This window comes from Bifidobacterium sp. ESL0763 (genome assembly GCF_029433395.1).
Taxonomy (GTDB): Bacteria; Actinomycetota; Actinomycetes; order Actinomycetales; family Bifidobacteriaceae; genus Bifidobacterium.
Window position 1 is genome coordinate 1,256,102 of the sequence record NZ_JAQTHW010000002.1, and the last position, 16,964, is coordinate 1,273,065.

Here is a 16,964-nt window from a genome sequence, read left to right on the forward strand (position 1 = left end):
TCCTGTTCCTGACGCCACGGCGCCATCGAGCACTCCGCCACGCCTCGCCACCAGCGCAATGGCGCCGCGGCGTGCACAATAAGACCTATAACCAATCCAACAAGAAAGAGGCAATCAATGGACGTCGAACTCGGCATTCAGAATGTGGCCCGCCCCGTGCATTTCACCACCGACGACAGCGCTGAGGCGGTGAGCGACGCCATCGGCCAGGCCATGGGCAAGGGCGAGCCGATCAACCTCATCGACGACAAGGGCCGCCACATTATCGTGCCGGCCGGCGCCCTGGGCTATGCCATGGTCGGCTCCGAGACCAAGCACGCGGTGGGCTTCGGCGCGCTCTGAAGCCGGCCGCCGCTCCCCTGCCGGCCGGCTTCGTAGCTGGCATCGGCACCACGCGGGATGACGGCGGATGAGACCTGAACACGAAAGCGGGCCGTGCGACCTCTGATAGAAGTGTCGCACGGCCCGCTTTTCCATGCCTCGAAACCGGCTCAGCCGACCACCTCGATCGCGCCCCGGGCGACGATCTCCCGCACGGTGGCGTCGCCGGTGAGGTTCTCGCCGAGGCGGTTCGGCTTGCCCGCGCCGTGCCAGTCGGAGCCGCCGGTGACCAGCAACCCGAGCTCGTCGGCGAGGCCGAGCAGGCGGCGGCGCTGGTCGTCGGCGTTGCCGCGATGCCACACCTCGAGACCGCCCAGCCCCTCGCCGGCCAACGCCCTGATCCGCCCGTCGCCGAGCAGGGTCGTGTTGCGGCCACGGTCGCCGGGATGGGCGATGACGCTCACGCCGCCGGCCTCGCGCACCGTGCGCACCACCTCGTCGGTGCTGGGCGAGGGCGTGGGGATGTAGTATTTGCTCGCTCCTGAGATGACGCCGGCGAAGGCCTCGGAACGGGTGGCGTAGACTCCGGCCTCCACCAGCGCGTCGGCCATGTGCGGCCGGCCCACCGTGGTCTTCTCGCCCTGCTTGGCCTGCCGCAGCACGCTGTGCCAGTCGATCGGGAAGTCCTCGGAAAGGCGGGCGACCATGCGTTTGGCGCGCTCGAGCCGGGCGGCCCTGGTGGCGCGGAAGAGCTCGGTGATCGCGGTGTTGTCCGGATCGTATTGGTAGGCGAGCATATGCACGGAGATGTCGCCGTCGGCGGCCGTGATCTCGGTGCCGCGCAGGATCGGCAGCCCCGCCCGCCGTGCCGCCGCTGCCGCGTCCGCCCAGCCCGCGGTGGTGTCGTGGTCGGTGATCGCCAGTCCGTGCAGGCCCGACGCGACGGCGGAGGCTATCATTTCTGCAGGGGTTTTGGTACCATCGGAGTATACTGTGTGGCAGTGTAAATCCCAGCCATGGGCGGGGCCATGATCTTCATGCGGCATATGTCGAATCATGCCTCCCATCCTAGTCAGTGCCCGGGCGCTGCCGCATTGAACAGAAAGTCGGAGAGGTAACAATGGCGAACAAGCACAGTATCGATGCCGTCAACAGTCTGCAGGCGCAGGAGCCGCAGAACCCGGAGCAGAACGCCGCGCTGCAGGCGAGCCTGGAGGAACGGCTCGCGCAGGACCGCAAGCCGACCGGATTCTTCCACAGCAACACATGGAACTACCTGATCATGCTCATCGCCGCGGCCGTGGGTCTCTTCGCCTCGCTCATGCTCGCCGCCGACACCCTGAAACTCGCCCGCAACCCCAACAAGGCGCTGGGCTGCGACGTCAACTCCGTGCTCTCCTGCTCCACCGTGGCCGAGTCCTGGCAGGCCGAGATCATCAAGTTCGGCGGGCTGAGCTTCCCGAACGCCTTCTTCGGCATCGCCGCCTACAGCGTGTTCATCACCATCGCGGTGATCGGACTGACCGGCAGCAAGCTGCCGCGCTGGTTCAACCTGTGCGCCTGGCTCGGCAGCATCGCCGCGCTGTGCTACGCCTACTGGCTCTTCACCCAGTCGATGTTCGTCATCCGCGCCCTGTGCCCGTGGTGCATGACCATGATGTTCGCCACGACCTTCATGTTCATGTCGCTTTCGCACGCCACGGTGACCGTCCAGCACATCCCGCGCAACGCCAAGAGGCTCAACACCTATTACCGCATGCGCTACGACCTGATGGTCGACGTGGTCTGGATCCTCGCCGTCATCGCCCTCATCTTCGTCAACGAGGGTTCCGCGATCTTCGCCTGACGGTTCGGCCGTCGCAAGCGGCGCCATGCCTGGCTTTTAGCCTCGCGTGGCGCCGCTTTTGTTATGCGCAGTCATGCCTCGGCCCGTGGTCCGGCTGCGACTTGGTGATGCTTTGGCCATGTTTCCCATGCAGCCGGCCACGACCTAGCGCCCCTGCAGCTCGACCTTCGCCACGATCGTCGCCGAACCGGTCAGGCGCACGTCGCGCTCGCCGACGTCGACGCGCAGCAGTCCGCCGCGCACGCGGATGCGCCAATGGTCGACGCCGGTCTTGGCACGCAGGGTGATGGCCGTGGCGCAGAGCCCCGTGCCACAGGAGAGCGTCTCGCCGCAGCCGCGCTCGTTGACGCGCATGGTGGCCTCGCCATGGCCGGCGGCGGCGTCGAGATGGTCGACGCGCACGAACTCGGCGTTCTGGCCCGAGGCGAGCGCGGGGCTCACCACCGGGGTGACGTTCAGATCCAAGTCCTCAAGGGCGGGCAGCGCCGCCGTCCCGTCCTCCAGCACGGAGACGACATGCGGATTGCCCATGTCGACGAAGGTGCCCTTGGCCGTGCCGTCGACGCCGGGAATCGAAACGACATAGGCGTCCCGCTCGCCTCGCTTCCACTGCCCCAGGCTCACCTCGAAGACGTCGCGGCCATAAGGCTCGAGGTCGCCCAGCGGCCTGATGGTCTTCACGCCCGCCCGGGTGCCCAGCGCGAACGCCTCGCCGCCGGCTGGTTCGGCCAGGCCGGCGCGTTGGGCGAGCAGGGTGATCGCCCGGGTGCCGTTGCCGCACATCTCGGCCAGGCTGCCGTCGGCGTTGCGGTAGTCCATGAACCACTGCGCGCCGCCGGCCTCGCATGCGCGCACCTGCGCCTCGCTCAGGTCGTTGACGTCGCGGGGATGGGCCAGGCGGATGAGCCCGTCGGCGCCGATGCCGAAATGCCGGTCGCATATCTCGCGCACCTGCCGGGCGTCGGGCTCGAAGGCGCCCGTGCGGTCGATGTAGGTGATGAAGTCGTTGCCGGTGGCATGCTCTTTATAGACGGTTCGTGGCAAAGTCATGTGCTCCAGTCTAGCCCCGCGCGCCGCTCACGGCGCCGCCCATCCGCTCAATGAAAGACGCGCGAACGGCACCGAACGGCAGGACCGGACATCCGCACATGCCGGAAGCCACGGCTGCCCGACCGGTTTGCCGCTCTTGTGGATGTTCGCCGTGGCGTATGCCCGTCGCGAAAGCCGGAGAGGTATTCTGGTGCTGACCTTCGGGCCGACCCACACCCCATGCACCAAGCGAGCAAACGGCAGGAGAACGCGCATGACATCCAATGCACCCATCGGCGTCTTCGATTCCGGGCTCGGCGGCCTGTCGGTGGTGCGCGAGCTGCGCCGGCAGATGCCGGACGAACGGGTGGTCTATTTCGGCGACTCCGCCAACGCGCCCTACGGGGTCAAATCGAGCGAGGAGGTGCGCCGCCTCTCCTTCGATATCGTCGACCGGTTCGTCACCATGGGCGCCAAGGCCATCGTCATCGCCTGCAACACCGCCTCCTCGGCCGCGGGCAAGCAGCTGAGGGCCACCTACGACCTGCCGATCGTCGGCATGGAGCCGGCGCTGAAACCCGCCTGCGACAGGGGCGAGGGCAAGCCGCAGCACGTCATCGTCGCGGCCACGGCGCTGACCCTGCGCGAGCGGAAGTTCGGGGAGCTGATGGACCGCTTCGACGCCACGAACGTCATCTACCGGCAGCCCTGCCCCGACCTGGTCGAGATCGTGGAGCACGGCAAGCTCGGCGAGCGCGACCTGGTGATGCGCGCCCTGCACGGCTATTTCGACGAATACGACCTCGCCACCATCGACTCGGTGGTGCTCGGCTGCACGCATTTCGTCTTCTACCGCGACTATTTCCGGCAGCTGCTGCCCGGCTCCACCGCCATCATCGACGGCAACGCGGGCACCATCCGCCATCTGCGCGACCTACTGGCTGGCCACGACGCTCTGGCGCCCGCCGGCTCCGAGGGTGGCGTCGAGCTGCATAATTCCGATCCCAGCCGGGCCATGGCCGATCTGGCGACGCAGCTGCTCAACGGCTGAACGCCGCGGACGGGGCGGCGGACGGATGCCGGACCCGGTGATGCGGGCGGCCACGCCTCTCCTCGCACGGGTGCCCTCTCCCAGGTTCTCACCAACGGCTGATACGGCGCCGATGTCGTGCGACGCGGCGTAAGCTCCTGAGAAGGAAAACGCAATCCGCGCGCACGCAGCAACCGCACGCGGGAAAGGGGCAGCAATGACACGGACCGCTTTGATCGACGTCGGCGGGGGCTACCGCTCCATCTTCGGCGCTGGCGTGATGGACAGGCTCATGGACGACGGCATCGCATTCGACAAGTGCTACGGCGTCTCCGCGGGCAGCGCGAACATGGTCTCTTACATCGCCGGGCAGCGCGGACGCACCTACAAGTTCTACACACAGTACGCCTTCCGCCCGGAATACGCGAGCGCCCAGAACTTCATCAAGTCGCGCAATTTCGCCAACCTCGACTACATCTACGGCACGCTCTCCAACTCGGACGGCGAGTACCCGGTGGACTACCCGGCCTTCGCGGCCTCGCCCACCGACTTCACCGTCGTCGCGGCGGACGCGCGCAACGGGCACGCGAAGTATTTCGGCAAGTCCGACGTGAGCCAGGACAACTATGACGTCATGAAGGCCTCGAGCGCGGTGCCGGTGGCCTGCAAACCCTATATGGTCGACGGCGTGCCCTATTTCGACGGTGGCATCGCCGACCCCATCCCGGTGGCGCTGGCCGAGCGGGAGGGCTACGACCGCATCGTGCTGATCCTGACCCACGAGCGTGATTTCGTGCGCGAGGCCAAGCGCGACGCCGCGCCCGCCGCGATCCTGAGGCGCTCCTACCCCGCCGCAGCGGAACGGCTGAAGAACCGCTACCGCACCTACAACGAGGAGATGCAAGTGGCCGAGCGGATGGCGGAGGAAGGCAAGGTGCTCATCCTCGCCCCCGACGACCTGTGCGGGCTGGACACGCTGAGCAAGAACGCCGAGGGACTGGAGGAGATGTACCGCAAGGGGCTCGCCGCCGCCGAGGCCGTCTCCGACTTCATCGCCGGCTGACCAACCGGCCACCGGTAGCTGGGCCACGGGTCGCCGGCCCACCCACCGGAGCCTTATTTCGAATTGCGCCATAAATGAGCCACTGAGTAGCAGTCAGTGGCTCATTTATGGCGCAATTGCGTATTGAGGCGGGCCGGACGGAAGCCTACTTGCTTTCGTTGGAGGCGATCATCGCCTTGGTGACCTCCTCGAAGAGCTGCTGGTAGCCGCCGGGAGTGGAGGCCGGCAGCACGACGGTCTTGGCGTTGCCGGACTCGCTGAGCGAGCGCATCACGTCGAGGTACTGGTTGAAGAGCACGACGTTGTTGACCTCGTTGATGTTCATGCCCACACCCTTGAGGCTCTTGATCTGGTCGACGATGCCGTTGGCGATCTCACGGCGGTAGTTGGCCTGGCCCTCGCCCTGCAGGCGGGTCTTCTCGGCGTCGGCGGTGGCCTGCGTCTCGATCTGGATGCGCTGGGCCTCGGCGCGCTGGCGGGTGGCCTCCTTCTCGCGCTGGGCGGCGTTGATGGAGTCCATGGCGGTCTTCATTGCCGGGCTCGGGTCGATGGCGGTGATCAGGGTCTTGACCACGGTGAAGCCGAAGCGCGACATCTCCACGCCCACGGTCTTCTGCACGTCGGCGGCGATGTCGTCCTTCTTGGCGAAGGCGTCGTCGAGCGAAAGCGCGGGGATGGCGCTGCGCAGAGCGTCCTCGACGTAGCTGCGCAGCTGGCCTGCCGGGTCGCGCAGCTCATAGTAGGCGGTGGCCACGTTGGCCGGGTCGACGCGGAACTGGGTGGAGGCCACGACGGTGACGAAGACGTTGTCGAGCGTTTTGGTCTCGAGCTTGACGTTGAGCTGGTTGACGCGCATGTTGGTCTTGGTGGCGATGCGGTCGACCACGGGGATCTTGACGTGGATGCCCGCGAACTGCACGATGAGGAACTTGCCGAACCGCTCGATGACGTAGGCCTGCTGCTGCGGGACGACGAACAGCCCCGCAATCACCAGCGCGACGATGATGATGAGGATCACCACAAGGATTGCCATTGCTTTATTCTCCTGCCTGTCGGCGCCTTCGCTCGAAACGGCCCGTCAACGGGGGCCGTTGCCCGACATCGGAGACGGGAATGCCGAAGGCTTTGAGCACCATGCTACCAGTACGGATGCGCATGTCCCCTCATGAATGAATAACGGTGGACGCTTGCCGGTGCCGGTGCCATATGCCTGGATTCGAACCGGCCGGCAAGCCTGCTGACGAACCTGCAGACGGACCGGCGGCGAACCTGCCGACGGGCTCAGTGCCAGACCAGCAGCCCCGCCATCACGGCGGCCAGGCCCGCCACCGCCATGCCCAGCGTGTGCGCCACAAGCAGGGCGGGACGGCGCTTAGCCGCGAGCCTGGCGGACTCGAGGCTGGCGGTGCTGAAGGTGGAGTAGCCACCGAGCAGACCGGAGGCGAGCAAGTAGCGCGGCGTCTCCATGCCGGCGTGCGCGCCGCACCAGCCGGCCACCAAGCCCATCAGCAGGCAGGCGGTGACATTGACGACGATGGTGCCGCAGGGCAACGGCAGCCGGACGCGGGCGTTGACCCGGGCGTCGACGAGGTAGCGCAGGAACGCCCCGCACCCGCCGCACAGGGAGGCGAGCAGCAGCAGGGCCACGGCCTGGCCGCGCCAGTGGCCGGCGTCGGCGGCGAGCGCGATGACGGCCACGACCGCCACCAGCGGCACGGCCACGCGCAGCAGGGGCCTGTGGTCCGGCGAGCGTTCCTGAGCGCTGGAGGATCGCCCGGAATCGCCTGGGAACGCGGCGACCACACGGCCGGCGCGCCAACGGCCCAGCTTTCCGCCCAGCGCCAGCCCCAGCAGCGCGCACAGCGTTCCCGGCACGATGCTCGCGGCCAGGTAGCCCACGGCCACGCCGGTCGAGCCGGCCAGCAGGCGTTGAGCGGCCTCGAGCATGAAGGTGCTGTAGGTGGTGTAGCCGCCGATCAGGCCGGTGCCCAGGGCGAGCCTGACAGTCCGCCATCGACCGACGTCCGGACCCAGCGCGGCCATGTAGGCGGTCAGGCAGCCGAGCAGCGCCGCTCCGGTGAGGTTGATCGCCATCGTCATCCACGGCCATGCGGCGTCGGAGGGCTGCAGGGCACCCAGGGACAGGCGGACCAGCGATCCGCACGCCCCGGCGAGCAACAGGAGCGCGGCCAGCGTGAGACCAGTCCGGGATTCCGACTTCATGGCAGCTTCCTTCCATGCGCCGTGGATGCGTGACCGCGCGGCGCGATTCCCCTCCAATCTATCTCGCGGGCGCGCCCCGGGGCCGGGCGGCCCCCATATTCGCGCGAGATGGACAATGAGCGGCGGATGGCGATGAACGAGGATGGCCGGTTGACGAACCGACATGTGGCACGGCGATGGATGACGGACCGGCACCAGCCGGACCACCGCATGTCAGACCGCCACATGGCGGACCGACACCAGTCAATCCGCAAACACTGACATCGCCTACCGCGTCTACACCAGTCAAGCTGTATCCCCGACAGGCCGACACGGTCACGTCAAACACGTGAACCTTTGCTTGGCAGCCTCAAGGCAAGCGGCAAAACGGACCGGACGGCAAATCGTATCAAACGCATATCGCCGCCACCCACCTCGCAACGTAGACGGACGGAAATGTCCGCTTTCGTCGCAATAGCGCCGTTCCGAGCCGATGAAATCCGGAGGGAAACCGAGCGATACCCGCGCATATCGCTTCACACCATATATTCAATCCATAATTAAAACGTTTGACGGATATTCGTTGACGTATCATTGCCGTCGATAGCCGTATGTAATATTTCCAATCAGAAACAGCATCGGCATCGCCAAGTCGGCGAGACGATAGGGGGAGGCATTTATGACCACGGTTGCAGTCATCGGTTGCACGCATGCGGGCACGTACGCGACGACCTCGATCCTTCGTGAACATCCGGACTGGAAGGTCGACGTCTTCGAGAAGAACGACAACATCTCCTTCCTTTCCTGCGCCATCGCCCTGTGGGCCGGCGGCCACGTCAGCGACCCGAAGCGCATGTTCTACTCCTCGCCGGCCAAGCTCGAGGAGATGGGCGCCACCATGCACATGCGCACCCGGGTCGACAGCGTCGACGTGCGCGGCAAGTCGCTCAAGGCCACCGACCTGGCCAGCGGCGAGGAGAGCGCCTACCGCTTCGACAAGCTGGTCATCACCACCGGTTCCTCCCCCGCCAAGCCCTCCATCCAGGGGCTCAGCGAGGAGCTCGAGGGCGGCCGCGCGACGCTGTGCAAGGACTACGCCGACGCGCAGCGCATCGTCAAGCGCACCGAGGACATCAAGTCGGTGATCGTGGTGGGCGCCGGCTACGTGGGCTCCGAGCTCGCCGAGCAGCTGAGCACCCGCGGCATCAAGACCACGCTCATCGACGCGCTGCCGCATGTGCTCGATAACAACTTCGACAAGTCCGTCACCGACCAGGCCGAGCAGGCCTTCAGGGACCATGACGTGACGCTGGCGATGGGCCAGAAGGTAGTCGCCTTCCGCTCCGACGTGGGCAGCGACGGGGTGGACGGCCACGGCATCACCGTGGTCACCGAACTGGGCGAATACACCGCCGACATGGCGATCGTGGGCGTCGGCTTCGTGCCGCAGACCAGCCTGGTCTCCTCGCAGGTGCGCACCCTGGGCTACGGCGCCATCATCGTCGACGAGTACATGCGCGCCTCCACCCCCGACAACGACGTGCTCGACTACGTCTTCGCGGCGGGCGACAGTGCCACGGTGCGCTTCAACCCCACCGATTCCGACGAGTACCGGCCCCTGGCCAGCAACGCAATCCGCGAGGCGTCGATCATCGGCAAGAACATCGAGCGGCCGACGGTGGCCTACGCCGGCACCCAGGCGACCAGCGGCGTGCAGCTCTACGACCTGTCGATGGCCTCGAGCGGCATCACCGAGGACCTCGCCAGGCGCCGCCACATCGACGCCGACTGCGCCACGATCGTGGAGGACTACCGCCCCGACTTCATGCTCACCACCACCCCGGTGACGGCCAAGCTCATCTGGGAGAAGAAGACCAACCGGATCCTCGGCGCGCAGTTCGCCGCCCGGCACGACATCTCCCTGGCCGCCGACCTCATCTCCGTGGCCATCCAGGCGAAGTTCACCATCGACGACCTCGCCGGCACCGATATGCTCTTCCAGCCGAACTTCACCCAGCCGATCAACTTCGTCAGCTCGCTGGCGATGACCGCGGTCGCCCAGCGCGACGGCGAGCTCCAGACCGGCAAGCGCTAGTCCGCCGGCGCGATCCCGACGAAGCATTCGGCCCCGTCCGCAAGATTCGACTTGCCGGCGGGGCCTGGCCTTTGGTGCGGAGATAATCACAGAATCCGGGCGCATAACGTGAGTATCTCTGCGAATCCGCGCGGGCTGCAGAGATACTCACAGAAAACGGCCCGTTTTCGTGATTATCTCTGCATAGGCATCGCGGCCGGCCGGGCTACTCGGTGCGCAGCGCGGTGGCCGGGTCCTGCTTGGCGGCCTTGCGCGAGGGGATGAGCCCGCCGATCAACGTCAGCACCACCGACAGGACGATGAGCACGATGGCCCCCGTGAGTGGCAGCGCGGCATTGACCTGGTCAGTGCCCATGAAGTGGTGCATCACCGCGTTGCCCGGCACGATCAGGATGAGCGTGACCACGATGCCGATGACGCCCGCGCACAGGCCTATGATGCCCGTCTCGGCGTTGAAGACCGTGGAGACGTTGTGCTTGGAGGCACCCATCGCGCGCAGGATGCCGATCTCCTTGGTGCGCTCGAGCACCGAGATGTAGGTGATGATGCCGATCATGATCGAGGAGACCACCAGCGAGACCGCCACGAAGGCGATCAGCACGTAGGTGATGACGTTGATGATGGTGGTCACCGAGTTCATCATCAGGCCCGCGTAGTCGGTGTAGACGATGCGGTCCTTCTTCTTGGCGCCGTCGTTGTAGCGCTTGATGGCGTCCTCGATGCTGTTCTTCGCCTCGAAGCTGTCGGCGTAGATCTTGATGGAGCTCGGGGCGTCGCGGCCGATGACGCCGAAGTCGGCGAGGTTGCCGTTGTAGGTGCCGGTGGAGACGTACTGGTTGTAGATCGAGACGAGCACGTTCTCGGGAGCCGTGGCGAGGTAGTTGCTGAAAGCCTGCGCCACCTGCTGCTCGCCCATGCCCGAGATGGCCTCCTGCGGATTGCTGGCCACCGCCGCGTTGCCGGCAGCTGCCGCCGCCGCTCCGCGCTGCTGGGTGACCTCGGCGGACTGGTCGGCACTGGCCGCGCCCATGCCGCCCGGCGCCTGGGTCATCAGGTTCTTGGCCATGCTCGCCTGCTGGGAGACTGGCAGCGAGGCGACGTACGCCTTGGCGTTGGCGGCCTTCGTCGCGTCGTCGGAAGGCGCGAAGGTCATGCCGTTGAGGATGTTGTGGCTGCGGTCGGCCTTCTGCGCGGCCACGACGGCGCTGGATTTCGCGTGGTCGATCAGCTGGTCGGTGAGCATGCGCGTGTAGCCGATGCCGGGGGCGAGCGGCGTGGTCTTGGCCCCGGAGTCGGCGCGGATGACGCCGACGACCTTGAGCTTCACCGCGGCCGGGGAGTCCATGAGCTTGCCGACCTGGTCGGCGTCGTCGCCCACGTACTTGAAGTGCCCGTCGGCGCCCTGCACGTACTGGTCGCTGGAGGGCAGCAGGGTCAGCTGCTGGTCCATAGCCTTGGCGTAGTCGATGCGCTTGCTGTCGGTGCTCACCTTCTGGCCGCTGTTGAGCCGGTTCATCATGTCGTTGTAGTCGGCGCTGGGTTTGAGGCCGAGCTCGTAGACCTGGGTGAGCGGCATCTCGTTGTTCTTGTCGAGCACCAGCACCACCTGGTCGGCGGACTTCGGCCAGTGGCCCTTGACCATCTGGTAGTTGTCGCGAATCACCGAGCTGATGGGCTGCCTGTCGGCGTGCTCGCCGGGCATGATCTCGGCGAAGGCCTCGGGCGCCTTGTTCTTGTCGGTCTTGCCGGTGAGCATCGACATCTGCTTGGACTGCAGGCTCGAGATGTCGCCGGAGGAGCTGAGCCCGGCTATGTTGGTGGCCGCGCTCTGCATGCCCTGCGCGCCGCCGACCTTCACGCCGTCGACGTCGACGAGCGTGCCCTTGGTGTCGTGGGTGAACACCGAGAACTTCGGCGCGTAGGAATACTGGATGCCCACGTCGCCGACGTGTTGGCGCACCTCGTTGCCCGGCTTGTCGAGGTACTGCTTGAAGGGGCTCAGGTTGTTGCTGGTGATGCCCGAGGTCATCGACGCGGCGCCCTTGACGCTGGAATCGTCGGGGTAGATGGCATGGCGCGACTGGCCCTTGTCGCTTTTCTTGGAGTCGGCGTTGGCCTGGGCGGTGTCCATGATCTTGTTCATGTCGAAGGTCTGCTCGTTGATCTCGATGGGGTACGAGGTCAGCGTCTCCTTCTGGATGTCGGCGATGTAGCGGTTGACGCCGGTGGAGACGGAGAGGATCAGCGCGATGCCGATGATGCCGATCGAGCCGGCGAAGGAGGTGAGCACCGTGCGAGCCTTCTTGCTTTTGAGGTTGTTGAAGCTCAGGGCCACGGCGGTGGCGAAAGACATCGAGGCCTTGCCCATCGTGCGGTGGACGGCGGGCTTCTCGTCGGCGGTCTCCTCGGGCCGCACCGGCTTCGAGTCGCCCTGGATCACGCCGTCCTTGAGCTCGACGATGCGCGTGGCGTACTGGTGGGCCAGCTCCGGGTTGTGGGTGACCATGACGACCAGGCGGTCCTTCGCCACCTCCTTCAGCAGGTCCATGATCTGCACGGAAGTCTCGGAGTCGAGGGCGCCGGTGGGCTCGTCGGCCAGCACGATGCTCGGATCGTTGACCAGGGCGCGGGCGATGGCGACGCGCTGCATCTGGCCGCCGGAAAGCTGGTTCGGCAGCTTGTTCACATGCTCGCCCAGACCGACCTTCCGCAGGGCCTCCTCGGCGCGCCTGCGGCGGTCCTTGCGCTTGACGCCGGAAATCGTCAGAGCCAACTCCACGTTGGAGAGGATGGTCTGGTGCGGGATCAGGTTGTAGCTCTGGAAGACGAAGCCGACCGTGTGGTTGCGGTATGAGTCCCAGTCGCGGTCCTTGTACTGCCGGGTCGAGGTGCCGTTGATCACCAGGTCGCCCTCGTCGTAGCGGTCGAGCCCGCCGATGATGTTCAGCAGTGTGGTCTTGCCGGAGCCGGACGGGCCCAGGATGGCGACGAACTCGTTGTCGCGCAGGGTCAGGCTCACGTGGTCGAGCGCCTTCTGGACGAAATCGCCGGTCTGGTATTGCTTGCTGATGTCGTTGATCTGTAGCACGGAATCCCCACTGCCTCTTGTGTGCGCGTGCCCTCGCTGCACGCCGCTTCGTTCTGCCACTCTACCCCGACGCACGGCCCGGTTCGCCATCGGCGTCCAAGCGGCCGCGGCGACCATCGACAACCGCGGGTGCGACCATCGACAACCGTAAATGCGACTAAAAGCACCCCAATCCGTGCTTTCCGTCGCAGGACCATGCCCAATCGCGTTGAAAAGCAGAGAAATCACCGTTGCAGTCTGCTTTTCGACGCAATCACACACTTCCCTGCGTCGAAAAGCAGAGAAAGAAGGCGTGATTGCTGCTTTTCGACGCGGTGACGCGATTCTCCTTCATATGGCGAGCGCAACGGCGTTCACACATCTGGTCGATTATCGCCGTGAGCGAACAGAAGCACCCTCGTTGTGAACAGTGTTAACATCCTCTATGTGAACATTGTTAACACCAGGCAGGGCGGGGACACACAGAGCCTCGCGATCGACTGCCAGAACGTACGGAAATCATTCGGCGACCACCAGGTGCTCAAGGGCATCGACCTGTCGCTGCCCTACGGCTCGATGCTCGGGTTGCTCGGACGCAACGGCGCCGGCAAGTCGACGCTCATCTCGATCCTGACCGGCCTGAGCCGGCAGAGCTCGGGGCGGGCGCTGGTCTGCGGCGTCGATGTCGGGCGGTCAAGGTCCGGCGAGCTCGGGCGCGTGGTCGGACTGGCCCCGCAGCAACTGGGGCTCTACCCGCAGCTGAGCGCGATGGAGAACCTCGTGAGCTTCGGCATGCTGCAGGGGCTGGGCGGCAAGCGGGCCCACGCCCGTGCCGAGGAGCTGCTCGCGGTCTTCTCGCTTGAGCGGCAGGCCGGGCAGAAGGCCTCGCGGCTTTCCGGCGGCCAGCAGCGCCGCCTGCATACCGCCATCGCGCTGGTGCACCAGCCGCGACTGATCTTCCTCGACGAACCGACCGTCGGCGCGGACGTGGACGCCAGGGCCAGAATCCTCGAGGCGGTCAGGGCGATCGCCGCGCAAGGCACCGCCGTGGTCTACACCAGCCACTACCTCGACGAGTTCGAGCGGCTCGGCGCCGACCTCGCCTTCCTCGACGGCGGGCGGATCGTCGAACGCGGCACGCAGCGCGAGGTCATCGCCCGGCACGCCGAAGCGGTGATCGAGGCGACGTTCGAAGGTGGCACACAACCAGACATACCCGGTTGGACAGTGGCTGGCGCCCACCTGGAACGTCGGTATGGAAAGAGCGGCCCCGGCGAGGCGCTCGCCCAGCTGACAACCGTCTCCAACCGTCTTGGCCTGAGGCTGTCGGACGTGAAAGTCACTCGGGCCAGCCTTGAGAACGCCTACCACCACATCATCAACGAGCCTGACAGCAAAGGCATGCACGGCGTCACGACTCAGGCGAATACCATCACCATGGGCGCCGGGCCCACTAACCCCGCCGGTTTCGAAATCCACGATGGTGCCGGAGCCGGTTTCGCACCCAACGACGATGTCGCCAACAGAACCGTAAACGACTCAAACGGCACAGTTACGACGCAGACCGCCACCACGAATCGTATCGCCGACAACACCACCAAGGAGAACAACTGATGTCACTCAAACGAATCGGCGCGGTGACGCGCCTGAACCTCATGCTGCAGGCCCATGACCCCGCGGCCTTCCTCATCGACACCGCCGTGCCGATCATGCTCACCCCGTTCATGGTGCCGGGCATGAGAAACACCCTGCTGGCCGAGGGCTACCGCAACGTCAACGGCACCGAGCTGGCGGTGCCCGCCTTCGCCATCCTCTTCGCCTTCTTCACCGTCCAGTTCATCGTGGGCATGTTCTTCGACGAGCACAAATGGGGCACCTGGGACCGCCTGCGCACCTCATCGACGCCGATCGGGCAGGTGGTGACCGGCAAGATCATCGTGGCCCTCTTAATGGAGGTCTTCCAGTTCGTCATCGTCGTGGCGGCGGCGGTGCCCATCGACGGCTACCGCATCCACGGCGACGTGTGGGCGCTGGCACTGACCGCGGCGGTGTTCCTGGTGATGGTCACCCTCTTCGGCGTCGCCATCACCCTCTTCTCCAACTCGCAGATGACGGCCATCTCCATCTCCGTGCTCATCGGCATGTTCGCCGCCTGCGTCGGCGGGGCCATCACCCCCGTGAGCACCTTCCCCGGCTGGGCCAAGCCCGTCGCCAAGCTCTCGCCGGTCTACTGGACGCTGAACGCCATCGAACGCGTCAGTCTCAAGGGCGCGAGCGTCGCCGACATCGCCAAGCCCACCGGCATCATCGTGGCGGTGAGCGTAGTATTGGCGCTGTTGGTGTTCATCGGATTCCGCAGGCAGGCCAAGACGGACCGGTGACGAGAGACTGGTCCGTGCCCGACGCGAAGCCAGCCTCTGGCATCGGCGTCGGGCATGGATAGCGAGGGACGCATGGCGCGCAGGGCCGAAGGGGCGAAAACCGGCAAGGCCAGGGGCACCCTGAGCCGTGAGACGCTGCTGGAGAACGCGCTGGCGATCGTGGACGAGGCCGGCCTCGACGCCCTGAGCCTGCGGGCGCTGGGCAAGCGCATCGGCGTCTCCTACACCGCCCTCTACCGCCACCTTCCCGACAAGAACGCCCTCCTGGACGGCATCGCCGAGCAGATCTGGCGCGAGACGCTGACCGGGATCGACGACGGCGGGCAAGGGAGCGCCGGCGCCAGTGACGATTCGGATACGGGCGCGGACGACGAATCGGGCGGCACCACGGCGAACGGGACGGGCGACGCGGGCTGGAGAGCCCACGTCCGCCGCTATGCGCTGCGACTGCACACCACCCTGCTGCGTCATCCCAACGCCGCCATCCTGGTCTCCACCCATCCCATCGACACCCTGGAGCAGTACCAGCTGCTGGCCGAGGCCATCAAGCCGTTCATGCCCGCGATGGCCGGCGAGAACCCGCCGGACGACCTGCTGGGCCTGATCCAGGGCGCGACCATCCTGACCACCGGCTATGTGCTGGCCGAGGCCGTCGCGCCCTTCGGCGACACCCGGCGGGATTCCTCGGAACCCTCGGACGAGACCCGTGAGCAGGCCGTGCGCCAGTCCCCCGAACTGGCCACGCTGCTGGCGCCCCTGAGCGACACCGCCGCGCCGTGGAGCATGCAGGCCGAATACCGCAAGGCCCTCGACGCCCTGATCGACGGCTGGGACGGCGCGGCAAGGCGGTCCGCGCGAGACTGAGCGCATAGACGACATCGCCACGGGTCCGGCGGCTCGGAGATTCACACGCGGATGCGACCAAAAGCACGCCAGACCGTGCTTTTCGTCGCCGCGACAGCGGACCCCGATTCGTCCCAAGGCATATTCCCCTCGCCCCTATCGCCCGGTTTCCCCGCAACGCCAACGGTTGCCGGACCTATCTACTATCTCACGCGCCTCGAGCCCACTTGGTATGACAATCGTCGTTATAGTGGAAAGGGACACCGCATCATCGCGGCAACACACTTCGGCGGGACGGACGGAACCGCGTCCATCCACGCATCGTCAACAGAGGAGCTCATATGGGTAAGAGAATCGCAGTAGTGGCCGCCAACGGCAAGGCCGGACGGCTCATCGTCGAGGAGGCCGTGGGACGCGGCATGGACGTCACCGCCGTGGTACGCGGCGAGAACAGGACCTCTGCCCCGCACACCATCATCAAGGATCTCTACGACCTCACGGCCGACGACCTCGCCGGCTTCGACGTGGTGGTGAGCGCCTTCGGCGTCTTCGACCCGGCGAAATTCGACGAGTACGGCACCTCGCTGAAGCACCTGGCCGACATCCTCTCCGGCACCGGCACCCGCCTGCTGGTGGTCGGCGGCGCGGGCAGCCTCTACACCAACGCCGGGCACACCGCCCAGCTCTCCGACACCTTCCCTGACGAGATCAAGGGCGTGCCGCTGGCGATGGGCAAGGCGCTCGACGCGCTCCGCCACCGCGACGACGTGCACTGGACCTACATCAGCCCCGCCGGCGACTTCCAGGCCGCGGGCCCGCGCACCGGCCACTACGTGCTCGCCGGCGAGGACTACACCACCGACGCGGACGGCAAGAGCGCCATCAGCTACGCCGACTACGCCATCGCCATGGTCGACGAGGTCGAGGCGGAGCGGCCGCACGACCGCGAGCGCATCTCCGTGCGCTGGTAATCTCCGGTTCGCGGGCGGGCAGCCCATGAATAGACGCCCGTATACATGCAGCTGCATATGCGGATTTGAATACGAATCCTAAAGCCGTGGTTTCCGTCCTCAAACGGAACCCACGG

At 66.2% G+C, this 16,964-nt stretch carries 14 protein-coding genes; 9 read left to right on the forward strand and 5 right to left on the reverse strand.

Annotated features, from left to right (window positions below):
• Positions 1-117: 117 nt before the first annotated feature.
• Positions 118-342: a DUF3107 domain-containing protein gene (locus PT282_RS05965; RefSeq protein ID WP_277168617.1), complete on the forward strand. Its 225-nt coding sequence runs from the start codon at positions 118-120 to the stop codon at positions 340-342.
• A 149-nt stretch (positions 343-491) separates the two neighbouring features.
• On the opposite strand, the gene PT282_RS05970 is transcribed toward PT282_RS05965, so the two are convergent.
• A complete protein-coding gene (locus PT282_RS05970; RefSeq protein WP_374114149.1) occupies positions 492-1,367 on the reverse strand; it encodes a PHP domain-containing protein in 876 nt (291 codons plus the stop codon).
• 74 nt (positions 1,368-1,441) lie between these two features.
• On the opposite strand from PT282_RS05970, the gene PT282_RS05975 reads away from it, so the two are divergent.
• Positions 1,442-2,167, forward strand: coding sequence for a vitamin K epoxide reductase family protein (locus tag PT282_RS05975; RefSeq protein ID WP_277168619.1), 726 nt, complete (start codon positions 1,442-1,444; stop codon positions 2,165-2,167).
• Between the two features lie 144 nt (positions 2,168-2,311).
• Here PT282_RS05975 and dapF read toward each other — a convergent pair whose 3' ends face one another.
• Positions 2,312-3,217 (reverse strand): diaminopimelate epimerase, encoded by a 906-nt coding sequence (gene dapF / locus PT282_RS05980; RefSeq protein WP_277168620.1) that lies wholly within the window; start codon positions 3,215-3,217, stop codon positions 2,312-2,314.
• Positions 3,218-3,470: 253 nt separating this feature from the next.
• Between dapF and murI the strand changes: the two genes are divergently transcribed.
• Both murI and PT282_RS05990 read left to right on the forward strand, forming a co-directional pair.
• Entirely contained in the window at positions 3,471-4,247 is a 777-nt protein-coding gene (gene murI, locus PT282_RS05985) for a glutamate racemase (RefSeq protein ID WP_277168621.1), read from the forward strand.
• Between the two features lie 196 nt (positions 4,248-4,443).
• Positions 4,444-5,289 carry a patatin family protein gene (locus PT282_RS05990; RefSeq protein ID WP_277168622.1) on the forward strand — a complete coding sequence of 282 codons (846 nt, stop codon included), beginning with the start codon at positions 4,444-4,446 and terminating at the stop codon, positions 5,287-5,289.
• 145 nt (positions 5,290-5,434) lie between these two features.
• On the opposite strand, the gene PT282_RS05995 is transcribed toward PT282_RS05990, so the two are convergent.
• Entirely contained in the window at positions 5,435-6,322 is an 888-nt protein-coding gene (locus tag PT282_RS05995) for an SPFH domain-containing protein (protein WP_277168623.1), read from the reverse strand.
• Positions 6,323-6,570: 248 nt separating this feature from the next.
• On the reverse strand, positions 6,571-7,512 hold the full coding sequence (locus PT282_RS06000) for a CrcB family protein (protein WP_277168624.1): 942 nt from the start codon (positions 7,510-7,512) through the stop codon (positions 6,571-6,573).
• A 658-nt stretch (positions 7,513-8,170) separates the two neighbouring features.
• Between PT282_RS06000 and PT282_RS06005 the strand changes: the two genes are divergently transcribed.
• Complete coding sequence (locus PT282_RS06005; protein WP_277168625.1) at positions 8,171-9,586, forward strand: FAD-dependent oxidoreductase; 1,416 nt, start codon at positions 8,171-8,173, stop codon at positions 9,584-9,586.
• Positions 9,587-9,791: 205 nt separating this feature from the next.
• Here the strand turns inward: PT282_RS06005 and PT282_RS06010 are convergent, their stop codons facing one another.
• A complete protein-coding gene (locus PT282_RS06010) occupies positions 9,792-12,674 on the reverse strand; it encodes an ATP-binding cassette domain-containing protein (protein ID WP_277168626.1) in 2,883 nt (960 codons plus the stop codon).
• Positions 12,675-13,100: 426 nt separating this feature from the next.
• Here PT282_RS06010 and PT282_RS06015 point away from each other — a divergent pair, with 426 nt between their 5' ends.
• The 4 genes from PT282_RS06015 (at position 13,101) to PT282_RS06030 (ending at position 16,848) form a co-directional block, all read left to right on the forward strand.
• A complete protein-coding gene (locus PT282_RS06015; protein WP_277168627.1) occupies positions 13,101-14,267 on the forward strand; it encodes an ABC transporter ATP-binding protein in 1,167 nt (388 codons plus the stop codon).
• Positions 14,267-15,034 carry an ABC transporter permease gene (locus PT282_RS06020; RefSeq protein ID WP_277168628.1) on the forward strand — a complete coding sequence of 256 codons (768 nt, stop codon included), beginning with the start codon at positions 14,267-14,269 and terminating at the stop codon, positions 15,032-15,034. The genes PT282_RS06015 and PT282_RS06020 overlap by 1 nt, the downstream gene beginning before the upstream one ends.
• Positions 15,035-15,088: 54 nt before the next feature.
• A complete protein-coding gene (locus tag PT282_RS06025) occupies positions 15,089-15,898 on the forward strand; it encodes a TetR family transcriptional regulator (protein ID WP_277168629.1) in 810 nt (269 codons plus the stop codon).
• A gap of 320 nt (positions 15,899-16,218) precedes the next feature.
• Complete coding sequence (locus PT282_RS06030) at positions 16,219-16,848, forward strand: NAD(P)-dependent oxidoreductase (RefSeq protein WP_277168630.1); 630 nt, start codon at positions 16,219-16,221, stop codon at positions 16,846-16,848.
• Positions 16,849-16,964 lie beyond the last annotated feature (116 nt).

What these genes read in the sequence shown, in the direction of transcription:
- PT282_RS05965 (WP_277168617.1), top strand. Translation starts at nt 118, where the DNA reads ATGGACGTCGAACTCGGCATTCAGAATGTGGCCCGCCCCGTGCATTTC.
- PT282_RS05970 (WP_374114149.1), bottom strand. Translation starts at nt 1,367, where the DNA reads ATGCCGCATGAAGATCATGGCCCCGCCCATGGCTGGGATTTACACTGC.
- PT282_RS05975 (WP_277168619.1), top strand. Translation starts at nt 1,442, where the DNA reads ATGGCGAACAAGCACAGTATCGATGCCGTCAACAGTCTGCAGGCGCAG.
- dapF (WP_277168620.1), bottom strand. Translation starts at nt 3,217, where the DNA reads ATGACTTTGCCACGAACCGTCTATAAAGAGCATGCCACCGGCAACGAC.
- murI (WP_277168621.1), top strand. Translation starts at nt 3,471, where the DNA reads ATGACATCCAATGCACCCATCGGCGTCTTCGATTCCGGGCTCGGCGGC.
- PT282_RS05990 (WP_277168622.1), top strand. Translation starts at nt 4,444, where the DNA reads ATGACACGGACCGCTTTGATCGACGTCGGCGGGGGCTACCGCTCCATC.
- PT282_RS05995 (WP_277168623.1), bottom strand. Translation starts at nt 6,322, where the DNA reads ATGGCAATCCTTGTGGTGATCCTCATCATCATCGTCGCGCTGGTGATT.
- PT282_RS06000 (WP_277168624.1), bottom strand. Translation starts at nt 7,512, where the DNA reads ATGAAGTCGGAATCCCGGACTGGTCTCACGCTGGCCGCGCTCCTGTTG.
- PT282_RS06005 (WP_277168625.1), top strand. Translation starts at nt 8,171, where the DNA reads ATGACCACGGTTGCAGTCATCGGTTGCACGCATGCGGGCACGTACGCG.
- PT282_RS06020 (WP_277168628.1), top strand. Translation starts at nt 14,267, where the DNA reads ATGTCACTCAAACGAATCGGCGCGGTGACGCGCCTGAACCTCATGCTG.
- PT282_RS06025 (WP_277168629.1), top strand. Translation starts at nt 15,089, where the DNA reads ATGGATAGCGAGGGACGCATGGCGCGCAGGGCCGAAGGGGCGAAAACC.
- PT282_RS06030 (WP_277168630.1), top strand. Translation starts at nt 16,219, where the DNA reads ATGGGTAAGAGAATCGCAGTAGTGGCCGCCAACGGCAAGGCCGGACGG.